Source organism: Mesorhizobium sp. B3-1-9 (assembly GCF_006439595.1).
Classification (GTDB): Bacteria; Pseudomonadota; Alphaproteobacteria; order Rhizobiales; family Rhizobiaceae; genus Mesorhizobium.
This window is the reverse complement of sequence record NZ_VFTJ01000004.1, coordinates 145,991-172,393: the sequence shown is the minus strand read 5'-3', so window position 1 is coordinate 172,393 and position 26,403 is coordinate 145,991. Positions and strand designations below refer to the sequence as shown.

Below are 26,403 nucleotides of genomic sequence, written 5' to 3'. Positions count from 1 at the left end.
GATATCAAGCGGGCGTTAAGGCAGACTGCTCGGCGGGCTGAAGTCCGCGAAGCCGCATATTGGCTGGGTCGTAAGGCGCCTCGCGAAGCTCACGCGCGGAGAACTCCCGGCCGAGGATGGAAACCGTCAATTGCTGCGGCGAGATGCCGGGCCGCAGATAGGCGAGGGCAAGCGTCTTGCCGGTCCGGAAACCACGTGCGCCGGAGGTGACGATCCCGACGGGGCGGCCTGCCTGCATCACCGCGTGGGCGTAGAAAGGCAGACGTTCACCGTCATCGTCGATCTCGAGCAACGCCATTGTCCAGGAGCTGTCGCCGACGCGTGCCAGCATCGCCGCGCGGCCGACGAATGTCCGCCCCTCGGCTTTGACCAAAGCGCTCAATCCAGCCTCCAGCGGCGTCCGCTCGGTGGTCAGGTCCGCGCCCCAGCCGCGATAGCTTTTTTCCAGCCGCATCGCGTTCAGCGCATAGATGCCAAACGGACGTAGGTCGAACTGCGCGCCGGCCTTGGCGACCGCTTCGTAAAGCTTACCGAATTGCGCGAGCTGCACATGCAATTCCCACCCGAGTTCACCTGCATAGGAGACCCGAAGTGCAGCCGCCTTGATGCCCGCCACCCGGATGATCTGCGCGGAAAGCCAGGGAAATGCCGTGTTCGACAGATCCGCTTCGCAGATCTTTGCCAGCAGGTCGCGGGCGCGCGGCCCCATCACCCCCAGCACCCCCCGTCTTTCCGTGACGTTGTCGATCGTCACGCCAGGAAATTCCGCGGCGCGCGAGCGCAGCAGATCCTCGTCATGCCTTTCCGCGAGGGCGGCGCTGGTGAGATAGAACCCGTCATCGCCGAAGCGCGTCACGGTAAATTCCGACGCCACGCCGCCATTCGCCGTCAGCACGTGAATGAGGCCGATGCGGCCGAGGCGTTCGGGTGGCCGGTTGGCGCCGAGCGACGCCATGAACGCGCTGGCGCCGGGCCCGCCGATCTCGAATTTGGAAAAGGCGGAGAGGTCGATGGCGCCGACGCTGTCCTGCACGGCAAGGCACTCGCCACGCACGGCGTCGAACCAGCCGGGCTTGCGGAAGGTCAGCGGCGGATCGCGGTCGGCGCCCTTGACGGCGAACCAGTTTGGCCGCTCCCAGCCATAGGCGACGCCCAGCACGGCGCCCTGGCTTTTTTGAAGGTCCAGCGCCGGCGTCGTGCGACGCGGCCGGCCGGCGTCGCGTTCTTCGTTGGGATAGTGGATCCCGAATTGCAGGCCGAACCCTTCGACCGCCTTGTCGATGCGATAGTCGCGGTCGGCATAATTGCCGAAGCGGCGCGGATCGATGGCGAGCGCATCGCTGCGCGGCGCCCCGTCGATGATCCAGTCGGCAAGGAAACGGCCGGCGCCGCCGCCTTCCATCACGCCCATGCTGGAGCCGGTGAGCAGCCATGCATTGCCGAGGCCAAAGGCAGGGCCGATCAGCGGGTTGGCGTCGGGCGTGAAAGTGATCGGGCCGTTGACCACTGTCTTGATGCCGGCATTGGCGAGCGCTGGCACCCGGTCCATGGCCAGCGCGATGATGTGCTCGACGCGGTCGAGATCGGGCGGCAGCAATTCCATGCCGAACTCCGGCGGCACCCCGTCGATCGCCCACGGATGGGCCGACTTCTCATAAGGGCCGACGATGTAGCCGTCGCGCTCCTGGCGCAGGTACCAGCTTTCTTCCGGATCGCGGATGATCGGCAGTTCCTTGGCGCCGGCGGCGATGCGCTCGGCGATTTCCGGAACGGTGTCGGTCACGACATATTGGTGCAGCATCGGCACGACAGGCAGGTCGATGCCCATCATTGCGCCGATCTCTCGGCACCATGTGCCGGCGGCGTTGACGATATGCTCGGCAACGATGTCGCCCTGCTCCGTGCGCACCAGCCATTCGCCGGACGGCTTGCGCTCGATCCCCAGTACCGGATTATGCCGCACGATCTCGGCGCCACGCGAGCGCGCGCCAGCGGCCATGGCATTGGTGGCCAGTGTCGGATCGACATGGCCGTCATTAGGCTCGTAGATTGCGCCGATGACCTCGTCCGTGTGACAGAGCGGATAGATATCCTTGAGCTCGGCTGGACTGAGGATGTGGAAGTCATGACCGACGAACCGGCCGAGCCCTTGCACGTGGCGGAATTCATCCATGCGCGCTTTCGAGCGGGTGATGCGCAGCGCGCCGCTGGCATGGAAGCCGGTTGGCAGTCCGGTCTCGGCGGTCAGTATCTCGCGATAGAGCCGCACCGAATGGGCGCGCATCTCCATGATCGTTGCATTGTGGGCGAAATGCGTGCAGAGCCCCGCCGCATGCCAGGTTGAGCCTGCCGTCAGCTCTTGTCTCTCGACAAGCATGACATCGCTCCAGCCTCGCTTGGCAAGGTGATAGAGCAGCGACACGCCCATGGCGCCTCCGCCGATAATGACCACGCGGGCATGTTGTCTCATAGCGTCTCCTCCGCATGTCCGCGCATGCGCATTCCGGTTGGGTCGTAAGGCGGTTTGTCGAGCGTACGCATTTTGTAGCGTGTGCCGGCGACCGCGATTTCGTAGTCAGACTGAAAGAGCTGCGTTTTCGGCTCGCCCGGATCGCTGGCGACATAGCCAAGGCAAAGGCTGAGGCCCGTGCGCGCGCCGAGCCCGCCCGAGGTCGTCAATCCGGCCAGCTTGCCGTTTCGATAGATCGGCTCGTCATGCAGCAGAAGGGGGTTAGCTCCTTCAACGGCGAAATGCATCAGCCGGCGCTGTACGCCCTCGGCCTTCTGCCTAAGCAGCGCCTCGCGGCCGATGAAATCGCTCTTCTTCCAGGATACCGCAAAAGAGAGGCCCGCCTCCAATGGCGTGTCCTTCGGACCGATATCGTGTCCCCAATGGCGGAAGCCCTTTTCCAAGCGGCAGCCATCGAGTGCGTAGTGCCCGCAAAGCGCCAAGCCATAGCCGCTGCCAGCCGAGATGATCGTGGCAAACACGCTTTCGGCATGCTCTACCGGCACGTAAAGTTCGAAGCCGAGCTCGCCGACAAAACTGACTCGGATGGCGCGGACATTGGCGGTGCCGATATCTATGCGTTGTGAGGTGGAAAATGGAAACGCCGCATCGGAAAGATCGGCGTCGGTCAGGCCTTGCAGCAGGTCGCGCGAGCGCGGCCCCATGATGCCGAGAACGGCCTCAGCGGATGTGGCGTCGAAGACCGAAACATTGACGCCAAGATCTTCGGCATGGCGGTTAATCCAAGCGAGGTCTTTCTGCCTTGTCGCTGCACCCGAGATCACACGGAAAGCATCCGCTCCGACCCGCGCGACCGTCACGTCGGCCTCGATGCCGCCGCGCGCATTGAGCATCTGTGTATACACGGCGCGGCCTTCGGACCGGTCGACATCGGCCGTGCACAGCCTCTGCATCAGCTTGGCCGCGTCGCGTCCGCGCACGTCGATCTTGGTGAAGGGCGAAAGCTCGAACAGTCCGACGCCTTGCGCCATCCGCTCGGCTTCGGCCTTGGCCGCGCCCCACCACTTCTGGGCACCCACGGAGTAGCCGCGCGTCTCCTCTCCGCCGAACCACAGCGGCCGCTCCCAGCCGGTCGGTGCGCCGAACACGGCGCCGGCTTCTGCGAAGGTCCTATGAAAGGCGGAACGCCTCACATCGCGACCGGCGGTTGCCTGCTTGTAGGGCCAGTGCATGCGGAACAGATCGGCAACTGATTCTTCCATCCTGGCGCCGACAAAGGAACGCGCCGCAGCCGAGCGGTCGAAACGGGCGATATCGAGCGCCCAGAGATCAAGCCCGGGCTCGCCGTCGACGATCCACTCGGCCATCGCCTTGCCAGCACCGGCCGACGACATCATGCCGGTCGAGTTGAAGCCGGCGGCGACATAGAAGCCGCGCAGATAGGGCGACTCGCCCATCAGCGGACGTGTATCCGGCGTAAAGCTCTCCGGCCCGTTCATGAAATGCCGTATGCCGGTTTGCGAAAGCGCCGGCAGAAGCTTCAGCCCGGCAGACATGAACGGTTCGAACTGCTCCCAATCCTCCGGCAGTTCGAGGAAAGGCCTGTCACCCGCCGGTCCGCGAACGTCGAAGATCTTGGCATTCGGCTCGAACCCGCCCAGCACCAGCTTGCCGGAATCGCCCTTGATATAGATGCCTTCGTCGAGGTCGCGCAGGATCGGGAACGGATCCTGCAGGCCGGTGATCGGCTCGGTCACCACATACATGTGCTCGACCGCCTGCAGCGGCACCGGAACGCCCGCCAGCGCGCCGATATCGCGTGCCCAGGCGCCCGCGCAGTTGACGACGATCTCGCAATCGATGGTGACGCCCGTAGCCAACGTGACGCCGGCGACCCGGCCGTTACGGATTACTATGCCTGAACAAGACGCCCCTTCCACGATACGGATGCCGGCCGCGCGGACGCGCTTGGCGTAGGCGGCACAGATGTCGACCGGATTGGCCTGACCGTCTTCCTCGACCCAGAGCGCGCCTTCAACCCCGTCGGCAACGATGCCGCGCACGCGTTCCGCCACGCCGGCCTGATCGACGATCCCCACCGTCAGGCCGCAGACATCGCCCATATGCGCGATGCGCTTCAACTCGTCCATGCGCTCCGGACGCCGCGCCAGCCAGAGGCCGCCGGTGCGCCTGTAGCCGGACGCCTGGCCGGTCAGCTCCTCGAGGCGTGGAAACAGCTCGGTCGCATATTGCGCCAGCCTTGTCAGGTTGAGGTTGGCGCGCAACGGACCGACGATTCCGGCTGCATGCCAGGAAGTGCCGCTGGTCAGCTGGTGGCGTTCCAGGAGGACGACATCGCTCACACCCAATTCAGCCAGGTGATAGGCTATGCCGAGGCCAATGACTCCGCCGCCAATGATCACGATGCGTGCGCTGTCATTCACCTTGTAAGCTACCTTTGCTGGATCGAACCGGGCGATCTTTTCCGCCAAGCCTCTTGCGCTCAACCTAAATTTCGCAACATTAGGAAAACTTATGGAGCCTTGAGGGCGGAGTTGCGGGTGAAGAGCGGCAGTTTCGATTTCAATCTGTTCCGGTCGATCGAGGTGTTCGTCGCCATCGTAGAGACCAGGCATGTAACGCAGGCGGCGCAGATGCTGGGCATGACGCAATCGGCCGCTTCCCAGCATCTGAAGAATCTGGAAAGCGCGCTCGGCGTCAGTCTGATCGACCGCAATCTGCGACCGATCGAGCTCACCAAGGCCGGCATCGCCTTGCATCGCCGCGCGGTCGCCATACTGAGCGAGGTCGAGGGCTTGCGCACGGATGCGCGGCGCGTCAACGCGGCGCCGCTGCCGCTTTTGCGCATCGCGCTTCTGGCGTCGATCGCGACCACCCTGGCGCCGGCGCTTTCGGTGCTGGCCCGCAAGAACTTCGGCATTCCCGAGCTCAGCCTGTTCGCGGGGCTCGCTACCGACCACGTCGCCTTGCTGCGCGCTCGCCGCGCCGACCTTGCGGTTACGTCGGGAGAGTTGTTCGAGATCGAGGGGCTGACGCGTTATCCGGTGATGACCGAGAAATTCCTGCTGGTGACGCCGAAAGGCTTTGCCGGCGATGTCGGCGACATCGTCAAGCTGTCCAAGAAGCTTGCCTTCGTGCGCTTCTCGCGCGAGACGCCGGTCGGCCTGCGCGTCGATCAGCATCTCAGCCGGCTGCGCATCGAGATTGCGCGCGCCATGGAAGGCGATCGTTCCAGCGTGGTGATGGCGCCGGTGGCCGCTGGCATGGGCTTCGCCATCCTGACGCCCACCTTGCTCATCGATGGCCTGGCGGAAGGCATGGAGATCGACGTCCATCCTCTGCCCTTCACCAGCCTGTCACGCAACATTCTGCTGGTGGCGCGCGAGCGCGAACTCGGAAATATCCCCGAGGCTTTCGCCGACCGCACCGCGGAAGTGCTGACCCACGCGATCAGCACGCGCCTGCCCGGCCTTCCGGCCGACTGCTACACGCTCGACCGCCCCTCGAGAAGCGACTAATCAGCTTCATCAGTTATCCTGATGACGAGCTTTGCCGGTGTGCGCGCCACGCATTCCGTGTTTTCAATCTCCGGAATTCGCAACACTGGAGATACGGCATGAACGCTCCGCACGTCCATTCAAGTCTGGACATCGACTGGTCGACCGAGGCGATTGTCGATCGGCGGAACCGCTTCTATTCGGCCTCGCAGCGCAAATTCGTTCCCTATAAGGAACCGCTGATCCTCAAGCGCGGCAGGGGTCAATATGTCTGGGACGAGAAGGACCGCCAATACATCGACCTGCTCGGCATGAACCTGTGCATCTCGGTCGGCCACGCCCATCCGCAGGTGGTCAAGGCCGCCACCGAGCAGGTGAGCGAGCTGACGCATTGCACGACGATGTTCTACCATCCGGTTCCCGCCCAATACGCCGAGGAACTGGTGGCGACGATGCCGGCCGGTCACGATTGGGTCGTGCATTTCACCAACAGCGGCGCCGAAGCGATCGACCTTGCCTTGCTGATGGCGCGCTCGCACACCGGCAGCATCGATATGCTGGCGCTCGGCTCAAGTTATCACGGCGCCACATTCGGCGCCCAGTCGGTAACAGGCATAGCCGGTTTTCGTCATCAGGTGCCGCAACTTGGCGGGGTGACGTTCGTAGCCGAGCCCAATCAGTATCGCGGCGTCCACGGCGAAGGCGTGCAGCCATATCTGAACGAGGTCGAGCGCGCCATATCCAGCTCGACCAGCGGCCGGCTGGCCGGCATGATCATCGAGCCGGTGCAGGGTTATGGCGGCATCGTGCCGATGCCTGCCGGCTACATCGCCGGCGCTTTCGAACGCGTGCGGGCGGCGGGCGGCGTCTGCATCATCGATGAGGTGCAGTCCGGCGTCGGACGCACTGGCGATGCCTTCTGGGCGTTCGAATCGCATGGCGTCGTTCCCGACATCGTCGTCGTCGCCAAGGGTGTCGGTAACGGCATTCCGCTCGGCGCCGTCATTGCCAGGCGCGCCGTCGCGGAGTCCATGGCCGACAAGTTCCTGTTCCACACTTACGGCGCCAATCCCGTCGCCTGCGCGGCAGGCCGCGCGGTGCTCAAGGTGATGCGCGACGAGCGGCTCCAGGAGAATGCCGCCAAGGTCGGCGGCGCGCTGAAGGAAAGGCTTCAGGAGCTAAAGAAAGATTTCCCGCTGATCGGCGACGTCAGGGGACAAGGCCTGATGCTCGCCATCGAGCTGGTGAAGGACCGCGCAACGAAGGAGCCGGCGCCCGAAGCAACCTTGCAGGTCTTCGAGGAAACCCGGCGTCAGGGCCTCGTCGCCAGCCGCTCGGGTCCGTACCGCAACGTCATCAGAATGTGCCCGCCGCTCTGCCTGTCGATGGCCGACCTCGACAATGTGGTGGACAGCTTCGTGCGCAGCTTCCGCATGGCGACATCTTGCTGACCCGCTCTTGGCGTCAATAGCGAGATTTGGATGAAATGATTTGGGTCCCGTTGGTCAATTTTCTCGATCTTGTTGACGTGACCTGCTGAACATAGCGCGGGCCCCCGGATGACGAAAAAGCTCACCGACATTGCGTGCGGCAATCGCTGGCAACAACGTGCGAAGGGCGGGCCTCAACCGGCCGGTCGAAACGGTTTTGCCAGCGAGGCTGGAAAATGCAGCGCCAATATCTGGCGGTTACGCGAGATCAGCACCAGCACCACGATCGTCGCCAGATAAGGCAGGGCCGACAGCAGTTCGGATGGGACCTGAAGACCTAGAGCCTGTCCTTGGAGTTGCAGGATCGTCATGCCGCCGAATAGCCAGGCGCCGAGCAGAACGCGCAGCGGCCGCCATGTCGCGAAGACCACCAGCGCCAAGGCGATCCAGCCTTTGCCCGCGGTCATGTTCTCGACCCAGAGCGGCGTGTAGGCGACCGACAGATAGGCGCCGGCGAGGCCTGCCATCAGCCCGCCGAACAGCACCGCCATGTAGCGGATCCGGATCACTGGATAGCCGATGGCGTGGGAGGTCTGCGGCGATTCCCCGATCGTGCGCAGGATGAGGCCTGCCTTGGTGCGATAAAGGAACCAACTGATCGCCACGAACATCAAGAGTGCCAGGTATACAAGCGGATCGAAGCGGAAGAGCAGCGGGCCGAGCACCGGCAGTTCGGAGAGGATGGGAATGCTGACGCCATGCAGCGCTTCGATCGGATCGCTGCCGAAGCCGCGGCCGATAAATGCCGACACGCCGGAACCGAAGATCGCCAGCGCCAAGCCGGCGGCATACTGGTTGGTGAGAAAAGTTAGCGCCAGCACGCCGAAGAGCAGTGAGGCGGCAGCGCCGGCCAGCGCGCCGGCGAGGATTGCAACGGGCATCGGATAGCCGGCCGTGACCGCCCAGAAAGCAAGCGCCGCACCCATCAGCATCATGCCTTCGATGCCGAGATTGAGCACGCCGGATTTCTCGACCACGAGCTCGCCGAGTGCGGCGAAGATCAGCGGCGTGGCGGCGATGATGGTGCCGGTGAAGATGGCGATGAAGAGTTCCATCCGATGTCTCCCGCTATCGCGCCGTCTCGGGCGCATGCGCATCAGGGGCTGGCCGCACCAGGCGAATGCGATAGAAAATGAAGAAGTCGGCTGCGAGCAGGAATAACAGCAGGATGCCCTGGAAGATGCGCGTCAGGGCCGAGGGCAGGGCAAGCGTCATCTGCACGCCTTCGCCGCCGAGGAAAAGCAGCGACATCAACAGCCCGCCGAGCACGATGCCGAAGGCATTCAGACGTCCGATGAAGGCGACGATGATGGCGGCAAAGCCGTAGCCGGGCGAAATCTGCGGCGAAAGCTGTCCGAGCGGTCCGGCAGCTTCCGCCATGCCGGCAATGCCTGCCGCGGCGCCGCCAGCCAGCAATCCGATCCACACCGCAGCCGACTCGCGAAAGCCGGCATAGCGAGCGGCGAGCGGGGCCGCGCCGCTGACCGACATCTTGTAGCCGAGGAAGCTGCGGTCGGCGAACAGCCACATCAAAAGCACGGCGACGACAGTGATGAAGATCGAGGAGTTCACCCGGTAGGCCGGATCGAAGGACTGAAACATCGCGGCCGCCGGCAGAAGCGCCGTCTGCGGATAGTTGAAGCCGGCGGGATCGCGCCATGGTCCATGCACCAGATAGGACAGGAACAGCGTCGCGATATAGGTCATCATCAGCGTGACCAGGATCTCGTTGGTGTTCATGCGCGAGCGCAGGAAGGCGGGGATCGCCGCCCAGGCCATCCCGGCGGCCATCCCGGCCAGGAACATCAGCGGCAAGAGCAGGGCGCTGTCCGGGTTCGGCCAGAACAGGCCGACGCCGCTCGCGGCAATCGCGCCCATCGTGAATTGCCCCTCGGCGCCGATGTTCCAAACATTGGCGCGAAAGCCGATCGCCAGTCCACAGGCAATCAGGATCAGCGGTGAGGCTTTCAGCAACCATTCCGAGAGGCCATTCATCGAGCTCAGCGGCTCGATGAAGAAGGCATAGAGCGTCGGCAGCGGATCATGCCCGAGCGAGGCGAAGAAGACCGAGCCGACGATCAGCGTCAGGACGGACGCCAGAACCGGCGCGGCGATGCGCATCGTGGCGGAAGGCTCCGGCCTCTGTTCAATCCTGATGCGCAACGCTGCTGCTCCCAGTCTTGTTCTGGCCCATGGGCCGGCCGGTCATCAACAGCCCGATCTCCTCGCGGTCGGTGCTGGTGCGCGCCAGCGGCGGCGATACGCGACCCTGGCAGATGACGAACAGCCGGTCGCAGATCTCGAACAGTTCATCGAGTTCTTCCGAAACGACGAACACCGCGGCGCCGGCGCGGCTCAGGTCGACGATGGTCTGGCGGATGAAGGCGCTTGCCCCGACATCGACCCCCCAGGTCGGCTGCGAGACGAGCAGCAATTTTGGCGCCAGCGCGATCTCGCGGCCGACAATGAATTTCTGTAGATTGCCACCGGACAGGCTCTGCGCCGTCGAGCCGGGGCCATTGGCCTTGACCTTGAACCTGTCGATGATGCCGGCGGCGAAGGCGGCGGCCTTGCGGCGGTCGACGAGACCCTTGCGGACCGTGCCGAAGCGATGGGCGGTCAGCACGGCGTTTTCCCACAACGTATGCGACGGCACGGCGCCGCGCCCGAGCCGTTCCTCGGGAATGAAGGCGAGGCCGAGCTTGCGGCGCTCGTCGGGCCGCAAGGTGGCGGCCGGCGCTCCGTTGATTTTGATCGCGTCGCCTTGGCCATGCCGGCGCTCGCCGCTGAGCAGCGCGATCAACTCGGCCTGGCCGTTGCCGGAGACTCCCGCCAGGCCGACGATCTCGCCGCCATGCACGTTGAAGGAGACATCCTTAAGGTCGACGCCGAAATGGTCGCGTGCGTCGGCTGAAAGATTTCTGACCTCGAGCACCGGCCTGTCGCTGGGAATGGCGGGGCTGACATGCATTTCCGGCAGCCTGGAACCCACCATCATGCGGGCAAGCTCCAGCGAGGTCGTTTCCTTCGGCCGCGCGGTGCCGGTGACCTTGCCGTTGCGCAGCACGGTCGCGGTGTCGCAGAGTTCCTGCACCTCGTCGAGCTTGTGGCTGATATAGACGATCGAACAGCCTTCGGCCGAGAGCTGCCGTAGCGTGTCGAACAGCTTGACCACGGCCTGCGGCGTCAGCACCGAGGTCGGCTCGTCGAGGATCAGGAGTTTTGGCGCCTGTAAGAGGCAGCGCACGATCTCGACGCGCTGCCGCTCGCCGACCGACAGGTCATGCACCTGGCGATACGGGTCGATGGGCATGCCGTAGCGCAGCGAAAGCTCGCGGATCTTTTCGGCAAGCGAAGGCAAGTGGAAGGCGCTGCTCGCCGACAGCGCGATGTTCTCGACCACCGAGACCGACTCGAACAATGCGAAATGCTGATAGACCATCTCGATGCCGAGCGCGCGCGACGTCGCCGGATTATGCGCCGCGATAAGCTTGCCGTCGCAATAGATGTCGCCGGAATCGGCTTGCGCCGCTCCGTAGATTATCTTCATCAGCGTCGATTTGCCGGCGCCGTTTTCGCCGAGCACCGCATGGATCTCGCCGGGTTGAATCGACAGCGAGACGTCGTCATTGGCGACGACGCCGGGATAGCGCTTTGAGATGTTGCGCAATTCTAGTCGCGGATGCATGGCGGGTCCTGCCGGGCTTGCAGCGGGGTTGGACGGGAACCAGACGGGGGACGCCGGAAATTGCCGTTCGACGCCCCCCTTTTCTTCGAATGCGATCAGCTCAATTTGCCGATCATTCCCTTGACGAACCAGTTCATGCCACGGATGCTGTCGTCGTCGAGCACCGATCCGGCCGCGACCTTGACGGCGCCGTCCTGATCCTTCAGCTCGCCGCCATAAGGATGCACCTTGCCGCTGCCGATATCGGCTTCGAGCTGCTTCAGCTTGGTCTTGGTGTCGGCCGGTATGCCTTCATTGTAGGGCGCCATCTTGACCACGCCCGCTGCCAGTCCGTCCCAGCGCACTTCCGGTTTCCAGCTGCCCGCCGCTACAGCCTTGGCGGCGCCGACATAGTCGCTGGTCCAGTCGAGCACGAAGGAGGTGAGCTGCTTGCCGGAAGCGAATTTCGACATGTCGCTGGCGTAGCCGATCGACCACGCGCCGCCTTCGCCGGCGACCTGCACGCCGGTCGCCGTGTCGGTCATCGAGCAGATGACGTCGCAGCCCTGGGAAAGCAGTGTCTTGGCGGCTTCCTTCTCCTTGCCCGGATCGAACCAGGAATTGAGGAAGATGGCGTTGCAGGTGGCGTTCGGGTTGACGCTCTGGGCGCCGAGCAACAGCGCGTTGGCCGGGCCGACGATGTCGGGGATCGGGAAACCGCCGATGAAGCCGATCTTGCCCGACTTCGACATGTAGCCGCCCGCCGCGCCGGCGACGAAGGTGCCTTCATAATACTTGGCTTCGAAGGTGCCGAGATTGGCGAGATGGACGATGCCCGAGCAATGCTCGAAAGCGATCTTGGGGAAGCGCGGTGCCACCTTCTGCATCGGCGTGCCATGCGAGAAACTGGTGCCGAAGATCAACTGATTGCCGGCGCTGGCAAGCTCGCGGAAGACGCGCTCCGCATCCTGCGGCATGAAGATATTGTCGATGACGGTGAGTTTCGCCTTGTCGCCGAATTCGGACTTGATCGCCTCGACGCCGAGGCTGTGCTGCTTGGTCCAGCCGATCTCGGCGATCGGCGAGACATAGACGACGCCGATCTTGAGCACGTCATCGGCCCTGGCGATGGTGCTCAGTCCTCCGGTGCCAAGTGCCGCACCCAGCGCGCCACTGTATTTCAGGAATCCACGTCTGGTCAGCTCGTTCATGATTGTAACCCTCTGTTGGCTTTTTTGGTTGACGCCCGGCTTTTCGGTGCCGGATCTTGCTTGGGGAGATGGACATGCACGTGCGCCGTGCCGTCGCCATTGCCGGATTGGTGTGTCGGCGCTCGCGGCGCGATCGGAGCCGCGCCGTCGACCCTGCCGTCGAGATAGGGCGCTAGCGCCTCGGCCGGCGTCATTTCCGCATAGACTTCGCGATCCATGATGTAGCCGCGCACCACCGCGCGGTGATGGGTGTCGATCAGGTCCATGGCCTGCTTCAGCCGGCCCTTTTCGAGAAGGTCGACGACGCGTGAGTGGTCGTCGAGCAGATTGCAATAGTCGAAATCGGCCGTGATCAAGGAGCGTAGCAGCGTCGTACGGCGCACGAGCTGGGCATGGATTTCCTGCATCACTTTGTTGCGGCTCAGGCGCACGAAGACCGAATGGAATTCCTGGCCGAGCACGTCGGCCAACGCATCGTTGCCGGCGGTGACAGCCTGGCGCTGGCGTTCGACATGCTGACGCAGCTCAGCCCATCCAGCGGGGCCGAGGCGATCGCTGAGCTGGGCGGCGACGCCCTGTTCGACAAGCGTCAGCGCGTCGTAGATCTCCATCGCTTCCTGCATGCTCGGCTTGGCGACGAAGGCGCCGCGATTGCGCTCGATCTGCGCCAGCCCGTCATCGGCGAGCCGGATCAGGGCCTGGCGCACGACGATGCGGCTGACGTCGAAAATTTCGGAAAGCTCGCGCTCGCCGAGCTTGCAGCCGGGTACCAGCCGATGGTCGATGATGGCGCGCGTCAGGATATCCGCTATCGTCTGGGAACGGCTGCTCAAGGCGCGGTTCTCCGCGAGTTCGAGGACATGATCAGCAGGCTTTCCGTAGTGAAGACATGCCCCGTCGCGATGCGACATATCTCAAATTCAGAATTCCATACATCGGAAGTCAATCATCGAAATCTGTCAACACAAAAATACGCTTTGGCTGACGAAAAATCGTTGATTGATATCCAATCTTGTGTTTTCGTTATGTCGAAACGCCGGGCTAGGTTCATGGTGAAGGGCTAGCCGAGTTGGAAGGGATGCCGATGGCTACCCACTGCGTCGACCGGGAGCTTCTGAACGACTGGCATATCGTCGCCGACCAGGAATCGCTCTCCGCGGATATGCCATTTCCGACAAGGCTGCTCGGCGTCGACCTGGTCGTCCGTAAGCGCGTGAACAAGGCCGAGGTCGTCCGTGCCGATAATGGCGCCGTCGTCAACTCAGCCGAACGTTATGGCTTCATCTGGGCATGCCTCGACAAGCCCTGGCGCGAGATCGTCTACATTCCAGAGGCCAATGAAGCGGATCGTCACCTCGTCAGTGGTGGATCGATCGCGGTCAAGGTGTCCGGCCTGCGTGCCGTCGAGAACTTCCTCGACATGGGCCACTTCCCTTTCGTTCACACCGGATGGCTGGGCGAGGAGCCGCACACCGAAGTGGCGCCTTACAATGTCGAGATCACTGCGCAGGACGAGGTTCTGGCGACCGAGTGCAAATTCTATCAGCCCGTTGCTTCGCCCACCGCCAAGGAAGGTTTCGTCGTCGATTACATCTACAAGGTAATCCGGCCCTATACGGTGGCGCTCTACAAGAGCAACCCGATCCAGAAGCACCGGCTCGACGTCATCACGCTCTTCGTGCAGCCGGTGGACGAAGAGAACTGCATCGCGCATCCATATCTTTGCTATCTCAAGGAAGGCATGGAGGCGGCGACCGTGCGTAGCTTCATGCAATTGATTTTCGCGCAGGACAAGCCGATCCTCGAGAACCAGGTTCCCAGGCGCCTGCCGCTCGATCCGCGCGCCGAGACACCGATCCGCGCCGATGCCGTCTCGGTCTCCTACCGGCGGTGGCTGCGCGATCGCTCCGTCACTTACGGCGCCATACCGGCGCGAGCCTGATCACGATGTCCGCTGCATGCAAAGGAAAGACATTATGACGAAATGCACGGACCCTGTGGTGCTCAATCTCTGGCATCCGATTGGTGCGATCGCCGAGGCTGTCCCCGGCTCCGTCCAGCAGACGGTACTGCTCGAGGAGCGCCTCAGCTTTTCGGTCGACGTGAGTGGTGAGCCGGTGGTCTGGCGCTCGCGGCCAGACCTGCGCCGGGCCGACCACGTAGCGGCGCCCGATAGGCTGCCGGCGAAAAGCGCCTATGGCTATGTCTGGACCTCGCTGGGTGAGCCTTCGGCCGACCTCTTCCCGATTCCCGAATATGCCGAGCCCGACCGGCGCCGGCTCAACGCCGCGACCTTCGGCGTCAACGTCTCGGCGCCGCGCGCCATCGAGAACTTTCTCGACATGGGCCATTTTCCATATGTCCACACCGATATCCTCGGCGCCGAACCGCATACCGAAGTCAAGGAATACGATGTCGAGATTTCGGTCGACCGCGACGAGATTCTGGCGACCCGCTGCCGCTTCTTCCAGCCGATGGCCTCGACCGCCTCGGACGGCGGCGCCGATGTCGACTATGTCTACCGCGTGCCGCATCCCTATTGCTCGGTGCTCTATAAATCGAGCCCGGTCGACGAGAGCCGGCGCGATGTGATCGCCATCTTCCTGCAGCCAGTCGACCAGGAGCATGTACGCGCCCACATGCTTCTTTGCGTGCTGGACGAGAACAGCGAAGACAAGGTGATCAAGCGCTTCCAGCAGACGATCTTCGGCCAGGACAAGCCGATCCTGGAAAACCAGGTGCCGAAGCGTCTGCCGCTCGATCCGCGCGCCGAAACCCCGATCCGCGCCGACAAGTCGGCGATCGCCTACCGGCGTTGGCTCAGCCAGAAGGGAGTGACCTACGGGGTCATACCCGCGGCGGCCTGACCAGGACATTTTGGAGACGATTGATGTTGGAAGAAGCCCGAAGCCGGTGGCATCCGATCGCCGCTGCCCATGACCTGCCGTTCCGCCATGTGTTCCACGGCCAGTTGCTCGGTCGCGAGTTCGCGGTCTGGCGCGCCGATGACGGCTATGTCAACATCTGGGAGAACCGTTGCCTGCATCGCGGCGTCAGGCTGTCGATCGGCATCAATGACGGTCGCGAGCTGAAGTGCCAGTATCATGGCTGGCGCTATTCCAACCGTACCGCCGGCTGCACCTACATCCCTGCGCACCCTGCCGATGCGCCGGCTCGCACCATCACCAACCGCACCTATCCGGCGGTCGAACGCTACGGGCTGATCTGGTCGTCGGAAGAGGCGCTGGGCGAGGTGCCGGATGTCGCGGGCCTCGCCGAGGGCAAGCTGCTCGCGTTGCGTGGCATTCCGGTCAATGCGCCGGCCGGCAAGATCGCGCAAGCGCTGAAGGCCTATCGCTTCCAGCCCAGTGGGGCGATCGATGGCGATGGCGCCGAAACCACCGTCGAGGCCAGCCAGGATTTTGCCGTGGCGCTTCGCTCGCGCGACGGAGGCGCCGAGACGGTTGGCATCTTCTTCGTCCAGCCAGTCGATTCCAACCGTTCCGTCATTCGCGGCGTGCTCGACCGGGACGCTGAAGGGGCCGCGCGCATCGCCGTGCTGCGGCATCACAATGAACGGCTTTCAAAACTGCGCGACGAGGTCGAGCGCGACGTCGCTAACGCGCCGGCACCCGCGCCGATCGAACCGGTCTATGAAAGGGTCTCGGCCGAGCTTGCCGAAATGCCGGAACTGACTGCGCATGGCCGCAAGGCTGCGCTGCGCGTCACAGTGGCCCGGAAGTGGCAGGCCGCCGACGGCATCGCGGGTTTCGAGCTGCGTCCGGTCAAGGGCATCCTGCCGACCTTCCAACCGGGCGCGCATATCGACATCCACATGCCCAATGGCGAGATCCGCCAGTATTCGATCACCAATGGACCCGGCGAGACCGACAGTTTCACCATCGGCGTCAAGCTGGAGCGCGACTCGAAGGGTGGCTCGAAGTGCATGCATGAGACCGTGCGCGAAGGTGACGTCCTGGCGATCTCGGAGCCGCGCAACAATTTCCCGCTGCGCCGCGATGCCATCAAGACGATATTTGTCGCCGGCGGCATCGGCATCACGCCGCTGCTGGCCATGGCGCAGGCGCTCAAGAACCAGGAGCTGACGCATGAGCTGCATTATTTCGCGCAAGGCGAGGAGCACCTCGCCTTCGCCGATCGGCTGAAGCTGCTTGGCGACACGCTGAGGCCGCATCTTGGCCTGTCGCCGGACGCGACCGGCGCCGAACTCCGCCGCGTGCTGGCCGGTTACCGGAACGGCATGCACCTCTATATCTGCGGCCCCGGCCCGATGCTGGAGGCCGCGCGCAAGATGGCGGCCGAGCAGGGCTGGCCCGACAGCGCCGTGCATTTCGAGTATTTCAAGAACACCAACAAGATCGACAACAGTTCGAGCTTCGAAGTGGCGCTCGCACGCTCCTGCGTCACGCTGCAGGTTCCAGCCGGCAACACGATCCTGCAAGTCATGCGCGAGAGCGGCATCGACGTGCCCTCCTCTTGCGAGCAGGGCGCCTGCGGCACCTGCGTGGCGACGGTGATCGAAGGCGAGCCCGACCATCAGGACGTCTATTTGAACGACGCCGAGCGCAAAGCCGGAACGAAGATCATGACCTGCGTCTCGCGCGCCAAGTCGGCCCGCCTCGTGCTCGACATCTAGGGGCTAATTATGATCACGCTTTACGACTACGAGCTGTCGGGAAATTGCTACAAATTGCGGCTCTTGATGAGCTTCCTCGGCATGACCCATAGGACGGTGCCCGTCGACTTCTACCCCGGGCGCGAGCACAAGTCGGAATGGTTCCTGAAGCTCAATCCGCTCGGTCAGTTGCCGGTCATCGACGATGACGGGCTGATCCTGCGCGACGCCCAGGCGATCCTGGTGTATCTGGCGTCGAAATACGATCCGTCCGGCACGTGGTACCCGAGGGACAATCCGGCGTTGGTCGGCGAGATCAGCCAATGGCTGGCCTTTGCCGACGGCATCACCGGGACTGCATCGGCCGCGCGCCTCCACGATGCGCTGTTTTACGATTTCGACGTCGATGCCGCGCGCGCCGGCGCGCACAGGCTGTTCCGCATTCTCGACGAACATCTCTGGTTCGGCGAGCAGGAAGGCCGCCAGTGGATCTGCTCGGCCGCGCATCCGACGATCGCCGACATCGCCTGCTTCCCCTACATCATGCTGTCGGAAGAGGGCGGTATTCCACGTCAGGATTATCCGGCGATCCGCCGCTGGTGCGATCGCGTGAAGCGCATCAAGGGTTTTATCGTCATGTCGGGCGTGTTCCCCGCCGGGCCCGCCAGGGCCGCGGCCTAAGTTTCAGTCACAGGCCGGGCACTCGCCTCGGCAAGCAAATTCGGGAGGGAAGAAATGAAAACGCGTGCCGCCGTTGCCGTTGCCGCCGGAAAGCCGCTTGAGATCATGGAGGTGGACCTCGAAGGCCCGCGCGACGGCGAGGTGCTGGTCGAGATCAAGGCGACCGGCATCTGCCATACCGACGAGTTCACGCTGTCGGGCGCCGACCCGGAAGGGCTGTTTCCGGCGATCCTCGGCCATGAGGGCGCCGGCATCGTGGTCGATGTCGGCAAGGGCGTCACCTCGGTCAGGAAGGGCGACCATGTCATCCCGCTCTATACGCCCGAGTGCCGGCAGTGCCCGTCCTGCCTGTCGCGCAAGACCAATCTGTGCACCGCCATCCGCGCCACGCAGGGCCAGGGCTTGATGCCCGACGGCACCTCGCGCTTCTCGATGGGCAAGGACAAGCTGTTTCATTACATGGGCTGCTCGACCTTCTCCAACTTCACCGTGCTGCCCGAGATCGCGGTGGCCAAGGTCAATCCCGACGCCCCCTTCGACAAGATCTGCTACATCGGCTGCGGCGTGACGACCGGCATCGGCGCCGTCATCAACACCGCCAAGGTCGAGCAGGGGGCGACGGCCGTCGTCTTCGGCCTCGGCGGCATTGGCTTGAACGTCATCCAGGGGCTTCGCCTTGCCGGCGCCGACATGATCATCGGCGTCGATCTGAACAACGACAAGAAGGCCTGGGGCGAGAAGTTCGGCATGACGCATTTCGTCAATCCGAAGGAGATCGACGGCGACGTCGTGCCTTACCTGGTCAACCTGACCAAGCGCGGCGCCGACCAGATCGGCGGCGCCGACTACACGTTCGACTGCACCGGCAACACCAAGGTGATGCGCCAGGCGCTGGAGGCCTCGCATCGCGGCTGGGGCAAGTCGGTCGTCATCGGCGTTGCCGGCGCCGGCCAGGAGATCTCGACCAGGCCGTTCCAGCTGGTCACCGGGCGCAGCTGGATGGGCACCGCCTTCGGCGGCGCGCGCGGCCGCACCGACGTGCCAAAAATCGTCGACTGGTACATGGAAAAGAAGATCCAGATCGATCCGATGATCACCCACACGCTGAAGCTGGAGGACATCAACAAGGGCTTCGACCTCATGCATGAGGGCAAGTCGATCCGCAGCGTCGTGGTTTACTGAGGAAAAACAAGCCGCCGACCTATGGCCAGCGACTGAAGTTGCACAGGTTCAACAAGGGAGGAACTCATGCCTGAAAAACTGCATCCGAAGATCGACAATGGCCTGCCGAGGGAGAGCGCGAGCTTTGCCGGCGGCACGCTGGTCTGCCTGTGCACCAGCAATCCGGTGAAGGTGAAGGTCAAGGGCCAGATCGCCCACAACCATGCCTGCGGCTGCACCAAATGCTGGAAGCCGGACGGCGCCATCTTCTCGGTCGTGGCCGTTGCCGGCAGCGGCGACGTCACCGTCACCGAGAACGGCGACAAGCTGAAGGTGGTCGATCCCTCGGCCCTCATCCAGCGCCATGCCTGCACAAGCTGCGGCGTCCACATGTACGGCCCGGTCGAGCGCGACCATCCCTTCAAGGGCCTGTCCTTCATCCATCCCGAGCGCTTCGAGGAGGACGGCTGGTCGCCGCCGGGCTTCACCGCCTTCGTCTCCTCGATCATCGAATCCGGTGTCGATCCAAGCCGCATGGACGGCATCCGTGGCCAGCTGAAGTCGATCGGGCTGGAGCCCTATGACTGCCTCAGCCCCGGCCTGATGGACTATATCGCCACCTGGACCGCCAAGAAGTCGGGCGCCTTGGCGGCATAGTCCGCGTTGCCACGTCGAGAGGCGTGGCGATCGCGCCGAAAATCTCCGGGTTGCGGCCGACGAGGCCGCACCCCTCGACAGTGCCCCAAAGCGCCTGAATTTGCCACTCATCCTGGCGCCGCCGTCGATTTCCCGATGGTCGAGAGCGCCTTCGATCGGGCGAGCGTCCCTACCGCTACAATCTCTTTGGTCAGCAAGCCGTCCACGGTCATTGGCGCATCTGCCGGCGCCATCGGAACCGCGGTCGCCGGCGCCGTCAATTCAAGCGCGTCAACCATGCAGGGTCCGCTGCTTCGGTTTCGGCGAAGCAAAGGACAGAAAAAGACTTCTTTTTGCGATCCGGCCCGGATGCTCTCTTGCGGGACCTAGAACAAGGCCCGCCTGGGAGGGCGACGCATAACAAGAGAGCGGCTGCCGAAACGACAGCCTGGCATACGCCACTCGAACGAGGTCGATGCCGGTAACAGCCATAGGGGAACCACGACAATGAAGACATTTCGAAATTGCCTGATGACCGCGGTCAGCGCGGGCCTGCTGGGCCTGGGGCTTGCCGCTCCCGCCAACGCCGGCGCCATTCGCCTCGGCATGACCACCTGGGTGGGCTACGGGCCGCTGTTTCTTGCTCGCGACCTTGGCTACTTCAAGGAAGCCGGCGTCGATGTCGACCTGAAAGTCATCGAAGAATCAGCGCTTTACATGGCGGCGGTGGCCGGCGGCGATCTCGACGGCGCCGCCTCCACCGTCGACGAACTGATGAAGTACCGCTCGGACGAGCTCTGCTTCAAATACGTGGTGGCGCTTGACGACAGCCATGGCGGCGACGGTGTCGTCACGCAGGCCGACGTCAAATCGCTCAAGGATTTGAAAGGCCAGCCCGTCGCCTTGAACGAGGGCTCTGTTTCCGAATTCTGGTTCAACGTGCTCCTGAAAAAGGAAGGCATGACCGAGGACGATGTCAGCGTCACCAACATGACCGCCGACGATGCGGCGACCGCCTTCATCGCCGGCCAGGTTCCCGCCGCCGTGACCTGGGAGCCGCACCTCACCGAAGTCCGCAAGGGCGGAAAGGGCAAGGTGCTGATCGATTCCACGACCACGCCTGGCCTGATCGTCGATGTGATCGCGCTCAAATGCGACCTGATCGAGAAGCACCCCGAGGATGTGAAGGCCCTCATCAAGGGCTATTACAAGGCGGTCGACTACATCAAGACCAACCCGGAAAAGGCCTATGAGATCATGGCCAAGGGCATTGGCGGCTATCTCGAGAAGCCCGAGGATTTCGCGGCCGGCGCCCAGGGCGTGCGCTACTACGACCGCGCCCGCAACCTGGAATTCTTCGGCACGCCGGAGAAAAGCGAAGCGTCCGACCTGGTGAACTTCGCGCAGGACATCTGGGGCAAGGCCGGCAAGCTCAAGATGACGATCGACTCGAAGACCATCCTCGACACCGATTTCATCAAGGAACAGTGAGCCTTCGGGATAGCCGGAGTCGGCCCGCCCGGGCCGATCCCGGTTTCTCGAACGCCTGAGCTTCGCGCCTGGGTCGGTTCACCGTTTCACCGAAACGGCGAACATCTCTATTACTTGTTTTGACGCAATTCCGAACGGAAAGCCGCCCTCGCTTTTGGTGGAATTGCTCTAAATCAACGGAGGCCATCTTATGGCACAAAGGCGGACGGCGTGGACACGCCTGACGACCCCATTCGCCAACATCCCCGCCAGCACGGCAACGACACTCGCGCTGGCGATGTGGGTGGTCGTGATCGGCGGCTGGGCCTTGCTGTCCTATGGCCGCGTCGTGCCGAACATGTTCCTGCCGACGCCTGGAACCGTGCTGCAAACGACCTATCGCATGTCGCTGGACGGCAGCCTTTTCTACCACACGCTTACCAGCGCCAAGGTGGTCATCCTGGGCTTCATCGTGTCCTCGGTGATCGCGGTGCCGCTGGGACTGTGGATGGGGACCTACCGGGCGGTGCAGGCACCGCTGGAGCCGCTGGTCAATTTCATCCGGTACCTGCCGGTGACCTCCTTCGTGCCGTTGTTCATCCTTTGGATCGGCATCGGCATCGAGCAGCGCATCGCGGTCATCTTCTTCGGCACCTTCTTCCAGCAACTCGTGATGATCTCCGACTGCGCGCGCAGCGTATCCAGGGACCTGGTCAATGCCTCCTACACTCTGGGCACCAAGCGCTCGGAGGCGGTGTGGCACGTCATTTTCCCTGCCGCGCTTCCCTCGATACTCGATACGCTTCGCGTCACCATGGGCTGGGCTTGGACATATCTCGTCGTGGCGGAGCTCGTCGCGGCGTCGAGCGGCCTCGGCTATATCAGCCTCAAGGCGATGCGCGGCTTCCAGGTCGATGTGATCTTCATGGCGATCGCCGCGATCGGGCTTCTCGGCCTGATCACCGACACCGCATTCCGCATTCTCCGGGCAAGGGTCGCGCCATGGGCACCTTGATGTTGAACGCATCCTCGCAAACCGCAGCCGGATCAAGGGTAGTGATGACCGAAATCGTCAAGGCGAACATTCCGGCCGGCACGGCCCATGCGGCCGGCGATCCGCATTCAACCGGCACCACGATGGCCATCGAGGACGTGACGCTGCGCTATGGCGACGCCAACGGCGTTCTGGCGCTGGACGATGTGTCGCTGAAGGTGGCCAGGAACGAATTCTGCGTCATCGTCGGCCCTTCGGGATGCGGCAAATCCAGCCTGCTTTATCTCGCCGCCGGCCTCAATGACGCGACCTCCGGCACCATCAAGGTGGACGGCAGGGAAGTGATCGAACCCGGCCCCGACAGAGGGATGGTGTTCCAGAGCTACACCCTGTTTCCCTGGCTTACGGTGCGCGCCAACATCGAATATGGACCCAAGCGCAAGGGCCTGCCGGCGGAGCAGCGCAAGCAGATCGTCGACCAGTATCTCAACGAGGTCGGCCTGGCACCCTTTGCCGACCATTATCCGGCGCAGCTCTCGGGCGGCATGAAGCAGCGCGTGGCGATCGCCCGCGCGCTCGCCAATGATCCGGCGGTCCTCTTGATGGACGAGCCGTTCGGCGCGCTCGACAGCCAGACGCGCGGCACCATGCAGAAACTGCTGTTGCGAGTCTGGGAGCGGCAGCAGAAAACGGTGCTGTTCGTCACCCACGACATCGACGAGGCGCTGGTGCTCGGCGATCGCGTTCTGGTGATGACGGCTAGGCCCGGCAAGATCAAGGCCGAGATCAAGGTCGACATCCCGCGGCCGCGCTCGATGGACGTGATCCTCGAACCCGACTTCATCGCGCTCAAGCGCCGCATCCTCGGCCTCCTGCACGACGAGATCGACGAGGATCACTAATGCATGTCGCCCAAAAGCGCGCGGCGGTTTTGGGCGAATGACATCCATAGACAGAGACTTAAGCGCGTGACGCGCTTTAAGAGCAATCTCAAGCAATCACAAACAGTTGGGGGCAGTCCTGCGTGCAAACGCTGAACTGCCCTCAAACGTCAAAGGCCGAGGCGATCTTCTACCTTTGGCCGCGATGCGCCGAGCCGAGGATCATCTCCGAAGCCTTCTGCCCGATCATCATGCTTGGCGCATTGGTGTTGCCGCCGATCAGCTTCGGCATGACCGAGGCATCGGCGATCCGGAGCCCGTCCACGCCGCGCACCTTGAGCGTCGCCGGATCGACGACAGTCATATCGTCGGTTCCCATCTTGCAGGTTCCGACGGGGTGATAAACCGTCAGCGCCTCGGCGCGCAGATAGGCGAGGATCTCGTCGTCGCTGCGGACATCCTTGCCCGGCAGCATCTCCTTGCCGCGCACCGCGTCGAACTCGGGCGAGGCAAAAATCTGGCGCGCGATCTTGATGCCTTCGACCAGCACCATGGCGTCGTCGTCATGCGTGAAGAAGCGGTGGTCGATCAGGACGTCCCGGCGGGAACTGTCGCGCGACAATTTGATCTCGCCCACGCTTTTCGGCCGAAGCACGCAGGTGTGAATGGCGTAGCCGTGGCCGTATTCGATCAGCCTGCCGCGATGGCTGCGATAGCCGGGCACGAAGTGGAACTGGATGTCGGGAAAGCCGTTCGCGTGCCTGGTCTTCGCGAAGCCGCCGGCTTCGACATAGTTGGTGGTGAGCATACCCTTGCGGCGCGCGAAATACTGGAAGGGTGCCGCCGCGATACGGGGCAGGTTGGCGATCGACAAGCCGAGCGTCCTGGTGCTCCTGGAGCGCACCGTGATCATGCCGTCGACATGGTCCTGCAGGTTCTTGCCGACACCCGGCAGATCAAGAACCGGCGTGATGCCGATCTGCCGGAGCTCGGCTGCGGGGCCGATGCCGGACGCCATCAGGATCTTGGGCGAATTGATGGCGCCGGCCGAGAGCACGATCTCGCGGTTTGCGGAGAGCGTCTTCTGCTGGCCCTCGTGCCGCACGCGCATTGCCGTGGCGCGGCCTTCGGCAATGACGAGGTCGATCACCTCGCATTGGCTGAGCAGCGTCAGGTTCCTGCGGTCGAGCACTGGGCGCATGAAGGCACTGAAGCTGCTGAAGCGCTGACCCCTATCTTGCGTGACGTTGTAGATGCCGAGGCCGAGCTGGCTTTCGGCATTGAAGTCCGCGTTGGCGGGCAGGCCGGCGTTCCTGCCGGCCTTGACGAACATGCTGGAAAGCACGTTCGGATCACGCGGATTGTCGACCAGCAATTCGCCGTCGCCGCCATGATAGCGCGGGTCCTGTCCGAGCAGATTGCGTTCCAGTTTCCTGAACACCGGCAGCACGTCGCGATAGGCCCAGCCGGCGCAGCCGAGCGCGGCCCACTCGTCATAGTCCTCGGCGGCGCCGCGAATATAGACCATCGAGTTGATCGAGCTCGATCCGCCCAGCGCCTTGCCGCGATTGACCGGAATGCGGCGGTTGTTGAGCTCAGGCTGCGGCACCCCGACGAAACAATAGTCGTAGGCCGGGTTGCCGTAGAGCGAGAGGATGCCCGCCGGCACCTTGACCCGCAGGCTGTTGTCGCTGCCGCCGGCCTCGATCAGGCACACTTTGACCGACGGATCGGCGCTCAGCCGATTGGCGACCACGCAACCGGCCGAACCCGCGCCGACTACGATGTAGTCAAATTCAGCCGCTTCCATCCAACCCCCAAGACGCGGCCTCAAGCCGCCGGTTCGTCCCAGACCGATCTGCCGCCGACGATCGTTTTCAGCACCTTGATGTCCGCGATTCTGTCCGGCTCGACCTGCAGCGGATCATCGGAAAGGACGATGAAGTCGGCGAGCTTTCCCGCCGCCAAGCTGCCCTCGTCGTTTTCCCGGTGGCAGGCAAAGGCCGCCCCCAGCGTATAGGCATGAACCGCCTGCGCGACGGTGATCCTCTGCTCAGGGACCCAGCCGGCTTCCGGCTGGTGATCCCGGCTCTGGCGCAACACCGCATTGCGAATGCCGACGAGTGGATTGAGGTCGACGATGGGCCAGTCAGTTCCGAACGCGACGGCGCCCGCGGCCTCGATGATGGAGCGAACAGGAAAGGCCCGCGGAAGAGATCCCGGGCCGACACGCATTTCCCAAAGTCCTTCCATCCCGAGCCATTGGTCTCGTGGATAGATCATGGCGGGCTGGAAGCTGGCTATCGCTCCTATCTCACCAAAACGCTCGATGTCGCGCGCGGTGGGTATTTCGCAATGCTCTACCCGCGGCCGGCGCTGCCGCGAGCGTTCCCCGTCCGCGGCGTATGCGTCGAGGGCCATTTCGATGGCCCCCGTCCCGATCGCGTGTGTCCAGACCTGAAATCCTTCCTGCTGCGCATGGCTGACGGCCGCGTTGTAGGCGGTCGCTTTCCACAGGCATGTTCCGGTTTCGCCCGGTTTGTCGGCATAGCCCTGGGGCATGAAGCCGGTGTGGGATTCCAGCACGCCGTCCAGGAAGAATTTGATGACACGCCCATCGAGAAAGTCTGGGTCGAGGTCACCCCTCCATCCGGACACGCGCGCAATCACCTCGTCGAGGTTCGAATCCGGGTTTGCAATGCTCGAAAGCGTGAACCGCAGGCTTAGCTCGCCATTCGCGAATATCTCTGCCAGCAAGGGGACCGCTTCGTCGTCCATCCCGGCGCTTTGAACCCGCGACAGTCCCAAACGGCTTGCTTCTTTGATGGCGGAGAGCAGCGCCGCTCGCATATCGGATTTCGAAGATTGGGGGACCAAAGTTTCAAACTGGGACCACGCTTTCTCCTTCAACCACCCGGTCGGCTCGCCGCTCGCGTCTCTCACGATCTTGCCACCTTCGGGGTCGGGCGTGTCCCGTGTGATGCCGGCAAGTTCCAGCGCCTTGCTGTTCACCCAGGCCGCGTGCGCCATGCCGGAGCGGAAGAAAACGGGGCGATCGGCAACAACCTGATCGAGAAGCGATTTGTGGAAGCCGCCTTCGGGGAGATCGGGGTAGCCGTAACTGAATTCGCTGCCCACGATCCATGCGCGGTCGGGATGGGTTTGCGAATAGGCCTTCAACCGGGCGAGGACGTCGCCAAAGGTGTTTGCCTCGCGCAACCGTACTTCATCGAGATATTTGCTCCCCCAGGCAAAATGGACATGGGAGTCGATGAAGGCCGGCATTGCGAACCGACCCTGGAGATCAATGATTTCGGCATTCGCGGAGGCCTGCGCCCTGACGGAGGACCAAGAGCCGACAGCAACGACGCGGTCGCCGCGAACCAGCATCGCCTCAGCGGTGGGATTCGCCGCATCGACCGTGTATAGCGCGCCGTTTGTATAAAGGGTCTCTCGCGCCATTTCACTCTCAGCGGTCGTCGCTCTGATGCGGGTGACGCAGGGAACCACCAAATCCAAGGCGCAAGAATTATTTTTTCCAGCACCCTTGCTTAGGGTCCGCCTAAGCTTTTCCCGATGTCCGGAGCC

21 protein-coding genes are annotated in these 26,403 nt (G+C 63.4%); 11 read left to right on the top strand and 10 right to left on the bottom strand.

Translation table 11 applies throughout. From position 1 onward, the window contains the following. Nucleotides 1–4: 4 nt before the first annotated feature. Together FJW07_RS09330 and FJW07_RS09325 are read right to left on the bottom strand one after the other, a co-directional pair. Nucleotides 5–2,470, bottom strand: a complete 2,466-nt coding sequence (locus FJW07_RS09330) for an FAD-dependent oxidoreductase (RefSeq protein ID WP_140855968.1) — start codon at nucleotides 2,468–2,470, stop codon at nucleotides 5–7. Then, nucleotides 2,467–4,914, bottom strand: a complete 2,448-nt coding sequence (locus FJW07_RS09325; RefSeq protein WP_210239865.1) for an FAD-dependent oxidoreductase — start codon at nucleotides 4,912–4,914, stop codon at nucleotides 2,467–2,469. The genes FJW07_RS09330 and FJW07_RS09325 overlap by 4 nt, the downstream gene beginning before the upstream one ends. A gap of 117 nt (nucleotides 4,915–5,031) precedes the next feature. Between FJW07_RS09325 and FJW07_RS09320 the strand changes: the two genes are divergently transcribed. Together FJW07_RS09320 and FJW07_RS09315 are read left to right on the top strand one after the other, a co-directional pair. Beyond that, a complete protein-coding gene (locus tag FJW07_RS09320) occupies nucleotides 5,032–6,009 on the top strand; it encodes a LysR family transcriptional regulator (RefSeq protein WP_181182602.1) in 978 nt (325 codons plus the stop codon). A 98-nt stretch (nucleotides 6,010–6,107) separates the two neighbouring features. Then, nucleotides 6,108–7,439: an aspartate aminotransferase family protein gene (locus FJW07_RS09315; RefSeq protein WP_140855962.1), complete on the top strand. Its 1,332-nt coding sequence runs from the start codon at nucleotides 6,108–6,110 to the stop codon at nucleotides 7,437–7,439. Nucleotides 7,440–7,612: 173 nt separating this feature from the next. Here the strand turns inward: FJW07_RS09315 and FJW07_RS09310 are convergent, their stop codons facing one another. From FJW07_RS09310 to FJW07_RS09290, 5 genes are all read right to left on the bottom strand, one after another. Next, entirely contained in the window at nucleotides 7,613–8,533 is a 921-nt protein-coding gene (locus FJW07_RS09310) for an ABC transporter permease (protein WP_140643963.1), read from the bottom strand. Between the two features lie 13 nt (nucleotides 8,534–8,546). After that, a complete protein-coding gene (locus FJW07_RS09305) occupies nucleotides 8,547–9,641 on the bottom strand; it encodes an ABC transporter permease (protein WP_140709154.1) in 1,095 nt (364 codons plus the stop codon). Further along, on the bottom strand, nucleotides 9,625–11,166 hold the full coding sequence (locus FJW07_RS09300; RefSeq protein WP_140643967.1) for an ABC transporter ATP-binding protein: 1,542 nt from the start codon (nucleotides 11,164–11,166) through the stop codon (nucleotides 9,625–9,627). The genes FJW07_RS09305 and FJW07_RS09300 overlap by 17 nt, the downstream gene beginning before the upstream one ends. 95 nt (nucleotides 11,167–11,261) lie before the next feature. After that, complete coding sequence (locus tag FJW07_RS09295; protein ID WP_140643970.1) at nucleotides 11,262–12,356, bottom strand: BMP family ABC transporter substrate-binding protein; 1,095 nt, start codon at nucleotides 12,354–12,356, stop codon at nucleotides 11,262–11,264. Continuing rightward, nucleotides 12,353–13,189 carry a GntR family transcriptional regulator gene (locus FJW07_RS09290; protein WP_140643972.1) on the bottom strand — a complete coding sequence of 279 codons (837 nt, stop codon included), beginning with the start codon at nucleotides 13,187–13,189 and terminating at the stop codon, nucleotides 12,353–12,355. The genes FJW07_RS09295 and FJW07_RS09290 overlap by 4 nt, the downstream gene beginning before the upstream one ends. Nucleotides 13,190–13,440: 251 nt before the next feature. Here FJW07_RS09290 and FJW07_RS09285 point away from each other — a divergent pair, with 251 nt between their 5' ends. The 6 genes from FJW07_RS09285 to gfa all read left to right on the top strand — a co-directional run bounded on the left by FJW07_RS09285 (nucleotide 13,441) and on the right by gfa (nucleotide 19,491). After that, entirely contained in the window at nucleotides 13,441–14,298 is an 858-nt protein-coding gene (locus FJW07_RS09285; protein ID WP_140855961.1) for an aromatic ring-hydroxylating dioxygenase subunit alpha, read from the top strand. A 34-nt stretch (nucleotides 14,299–14,332) separates the two neighbouring features. Then, the gene (locus tag FJW07_RS09280; RefSeq protein WP_226891953.1) at nucleotides 14,333–15,223 is read left to right on the top strand and encodes an aromatic ring-hydroxylating dioxygenase subunit alpha; all 891 of its coding nucleotides are present in this window, start codon (nucleotides 14,333–14,335) and stop codon (nucleotides 15,221–15,223) included. 23 nt (nucleotides 15,224–15,246) lie between these two features. Further along, complete coding sequence (locus tag FJW07_RS09275) at nucleotides 15,247–17,013, top strand: Rieske 2Fe-2S domain-containing protein (protein WP_140855959.1); 1,767 nt, start codon at nucleotides 15,247–15,249, stop codon at nucleotides 17,011–17,013. A 9-nt stretch (nucleotides 17,014–17,022) separates the two neighbouring features. Further along, on the top strand, nucleotides 17,023–17,673 hold the full coding sequence (locus FJW07_RS09270) for a glutathione S-transferase (protein ID WP_140855957.1): 651 nt from the start codon (nucleotides 17,023–17,025) through the stop codon (nucleotides 17,671–17,673). A 54-nt stretch (nucleotides 17,674–17,727) separates the two neighbouring features. Further along, nucleotides 17,728–18,855: an S-(hydroxymethyl)glutathione dehydrogenase/class III alcohol dehydrogenase gene (locus FJW07_RS09265; protein ID WP_140855955.1), complete on the top strand. Its 1,128-nt coding sequence runs from the start codon at nucleotides 17,728–17,730 to the stop codon at nucleotides 18,853–18,855. Nucleotides 18,856–18,921: 66 nt separating this feature from the next. Continuing rightward, entirely contained in the window at nucleotides 18,922–19,491 is a 570-nt protein-coding gene (gene gfa / locus FJW07_RS09260) for an S-(hydroxymethyl)glutathione synthase (RefSeq protein WP_140855953.1), read from the top strand. Nucleotides 19,492–19,598: 107 nt separating this feature from the next. Here gfa and FJW07_RS31685 read toward each other — a convergent pair whose 3' ends face one another. Beyond that, nucleotides 19,599–19,769, bottom strand: coding sequence for a hypothetical protein (locus FJW07_RS31685; RefSeq protein WP_181182601.1), 171 nt, complete (start codon nucleotides 19,767–19,769; stop codon nucleotides 19,599–19,601). Between the two features lie 208 nt (nucleotides 19,770–19,977). Here FJW07_RS31685 and FJW07_RS09255 point away from each other — a divergent pair, with 208 nt between their 5' ends. From FJW07_RS09255 to FJW07_RS09245, 3 genes are all read left to right on the top strand, one after another. Continuing rightward, nucleotides 19,978–20,961, top strand: coding sequence for an ABC transporter substrate-binding protein (locus tag FJW07_RS09255; RefSeq protein WP_140640287.1), 984 nt, complete (start codon nucleotides 19,978–19,980; stop codon nucleotides 20,959–20,961). A 190-nt stretch (nucleotides 20,962–21,151) separates the two neighbouring features. Then, entirely contained in the window at nucleotides 21,152–21,955 is an 804-nt protein-coding gene (locus FJW07_RS09250; protein ID WP_140640285.1) for an ABC transporter permease, read from the top strand. Nucleotides 21,956–22,077: 122 nt separating this feature from the next. Then, the gene (locus FJW07_RS09245; protein ID WP_206519473.1) at nucleotides 22,078–22,836 is read left to right on the top strand and encodes an ABC transporter ATP-binding protein; all 759 of its coding nucleotides are present in this window, start codon (nucleotides 22,078–22,080) and stop codon (nucleotides 22,834–22,836) included. 169 nt (nucleotides 22,837–23,005) lie between these two features. Here FJW07_RS09245 and FJW07_RS09240 read toward each other — a convergent pair whose 3' ends face one another. After that, entirely contained in the window at nucleotides 23,006–24,625 is a 1,620-nt protein-coding gene (locus tag FJW07_RS09240; protein ID WP_140855949.1) for a GMC family oxidoreductase N-terminal domain-containing protein, read from the bottom strand. Between the two features lie 20 nt (nucleotides 24,626–24,645). Continuing rightward, the gene (locus FJW07_RS09235) at nucleotides 24,646–26,277 is read right to left on the bottom strand and encodes an amidohydrolase (RefSeq protein ID WP_140855947.1); all 1,632 of its coding nucleotides are present in this window, start codon (nucleotides 26,275–26,277) and stop codon (nucleotides 24,646–24,648) included. Between the last annotated feature and the right edge of the window lie 126 nt (nucleotides 26,278–26,403).

Excerpts from the sequence above, each read along its gene's own strand:
- FJW07_RS09275 (WP_140855959.1), top strand. The coding sequence starts at position 15,247 with ATGTTGGAAGAAGCCCGAAGCCGGTGGCATCCGATCGCCGCTGCCCAT.
- FJW07_RS09270 (WP_140855957.1), top strand. The coding sequence starts at position 17,023 with ATGATCACGCTTTACGACTACGAGCTGTCGGGAAATTGCTACAAATTG.
- FJW07_RS09330 (WP_140855968.1), bottom strand. The coding sequence starts at position 2,470 with ATGAGACAACATGCCCGCGTGGTCATTATCGGCGGAGGCGCCATGGGC.
- FJW07_RS31685 (WP_181182601.1), bottom strand. The coding sequence starts at position 19,769 with ATGGTTGACGCGCTTGAATTGACGGCGCCGGCGACCGCGGTTCCGATG.
- gfa (WP_140855953.1), top strand. The coding sequence starts at position 18,922 with ATGCCTGAAAAACTGCATCCGAAGATCGACAATGGCCTGCCGAGGGAG.
- FJW07_RS09285 (WP_140855961.1), top strand. The coding sequence starts at position 13,441 with ATGGCTACCCACTGCGTCGACCGGGAGCTTCTGAACGACTGGCATATC.
- FJW07_RS09310 (WP_140643963.1), bottom strand. The coding sequence starts at position 8,533 with ATGGAACTCTTCATCGCCATCTTCACCGGCACCATCATCGCCGCCACG.
- FJW07_RS09315 (WP_140855962.1), top strand. The coding sequence starts at position 6,108 with ATGAACGCTCCGCACGTCCATTCAAGTCTGGACATCGACTGGTCGACC.
- FJW07_RS09255 (WP_140640287.1), top strand. The coding sequence starts at position 19,978 with ATGAAGACATTTCGAAATTGCCTGATGACCGCGGTCAGCGCGGGCCTG.
- FJW07_RS09280 (WP_226891953.1), top strand. The coding sequence starts at position 14,333 with ATGACGAAATGCACGGACCCTGTGGTGCTCAATCTCTGGCATCCGATT.
- FJW07_RS09250 (WP_140640285.1), top strand. The coding sequence starts at position 21,152 with ATGGCACAAAGGCGGACGGCGTGGACACGCCTGACGACCCCATTCGCC.
- FJW07_RS09265 (WP_140855955.1), top strand. The coding sequence starts at position 17,728 with ATGAAAACGCGTGCCGCCGTTGCCGTTGCCGCCGGAAAGCCGCTTGAG.
- FJW07_RS09235 (WP_140855947.1), bottom strand. The coding sequence starts at position 26,277 with ATGGCGCGAGAGACCCTTTATACAAACGGCGCGCTATACACGGTCGAT.
- FJW07_RS09300 (WP_140643967.1), bottom strand. The coding sequence starts at position 11,166 with ATGCATCCGCGACTAGAATTGCGCAACATCTCAAAGCGCTATCCCGGC.
- FJW07_RS09240 (WP_140855949.1), bottom strand. The coding sequence starts at position 24,625 with ATGGAAGCGGCTGAATTTGACTACATCGTAGTCGGCGCGGGTTCGGCC.
- FJW07_RS09245 (WP_206519473.1), top strand. The coding sequence starts at position 22,078 with ATGGCCATCGAGGACGTGACGCTGCGCTATGGCGACGCCAACGGCGTT.
- FJW07_RS09295 (WP_140643970.1), bottom strand. The coding sequence starts at position 12,356 with ATGAACGAGCTGACCAGACGTGGATTCCTGAAATACAGTGGCGCGCTG.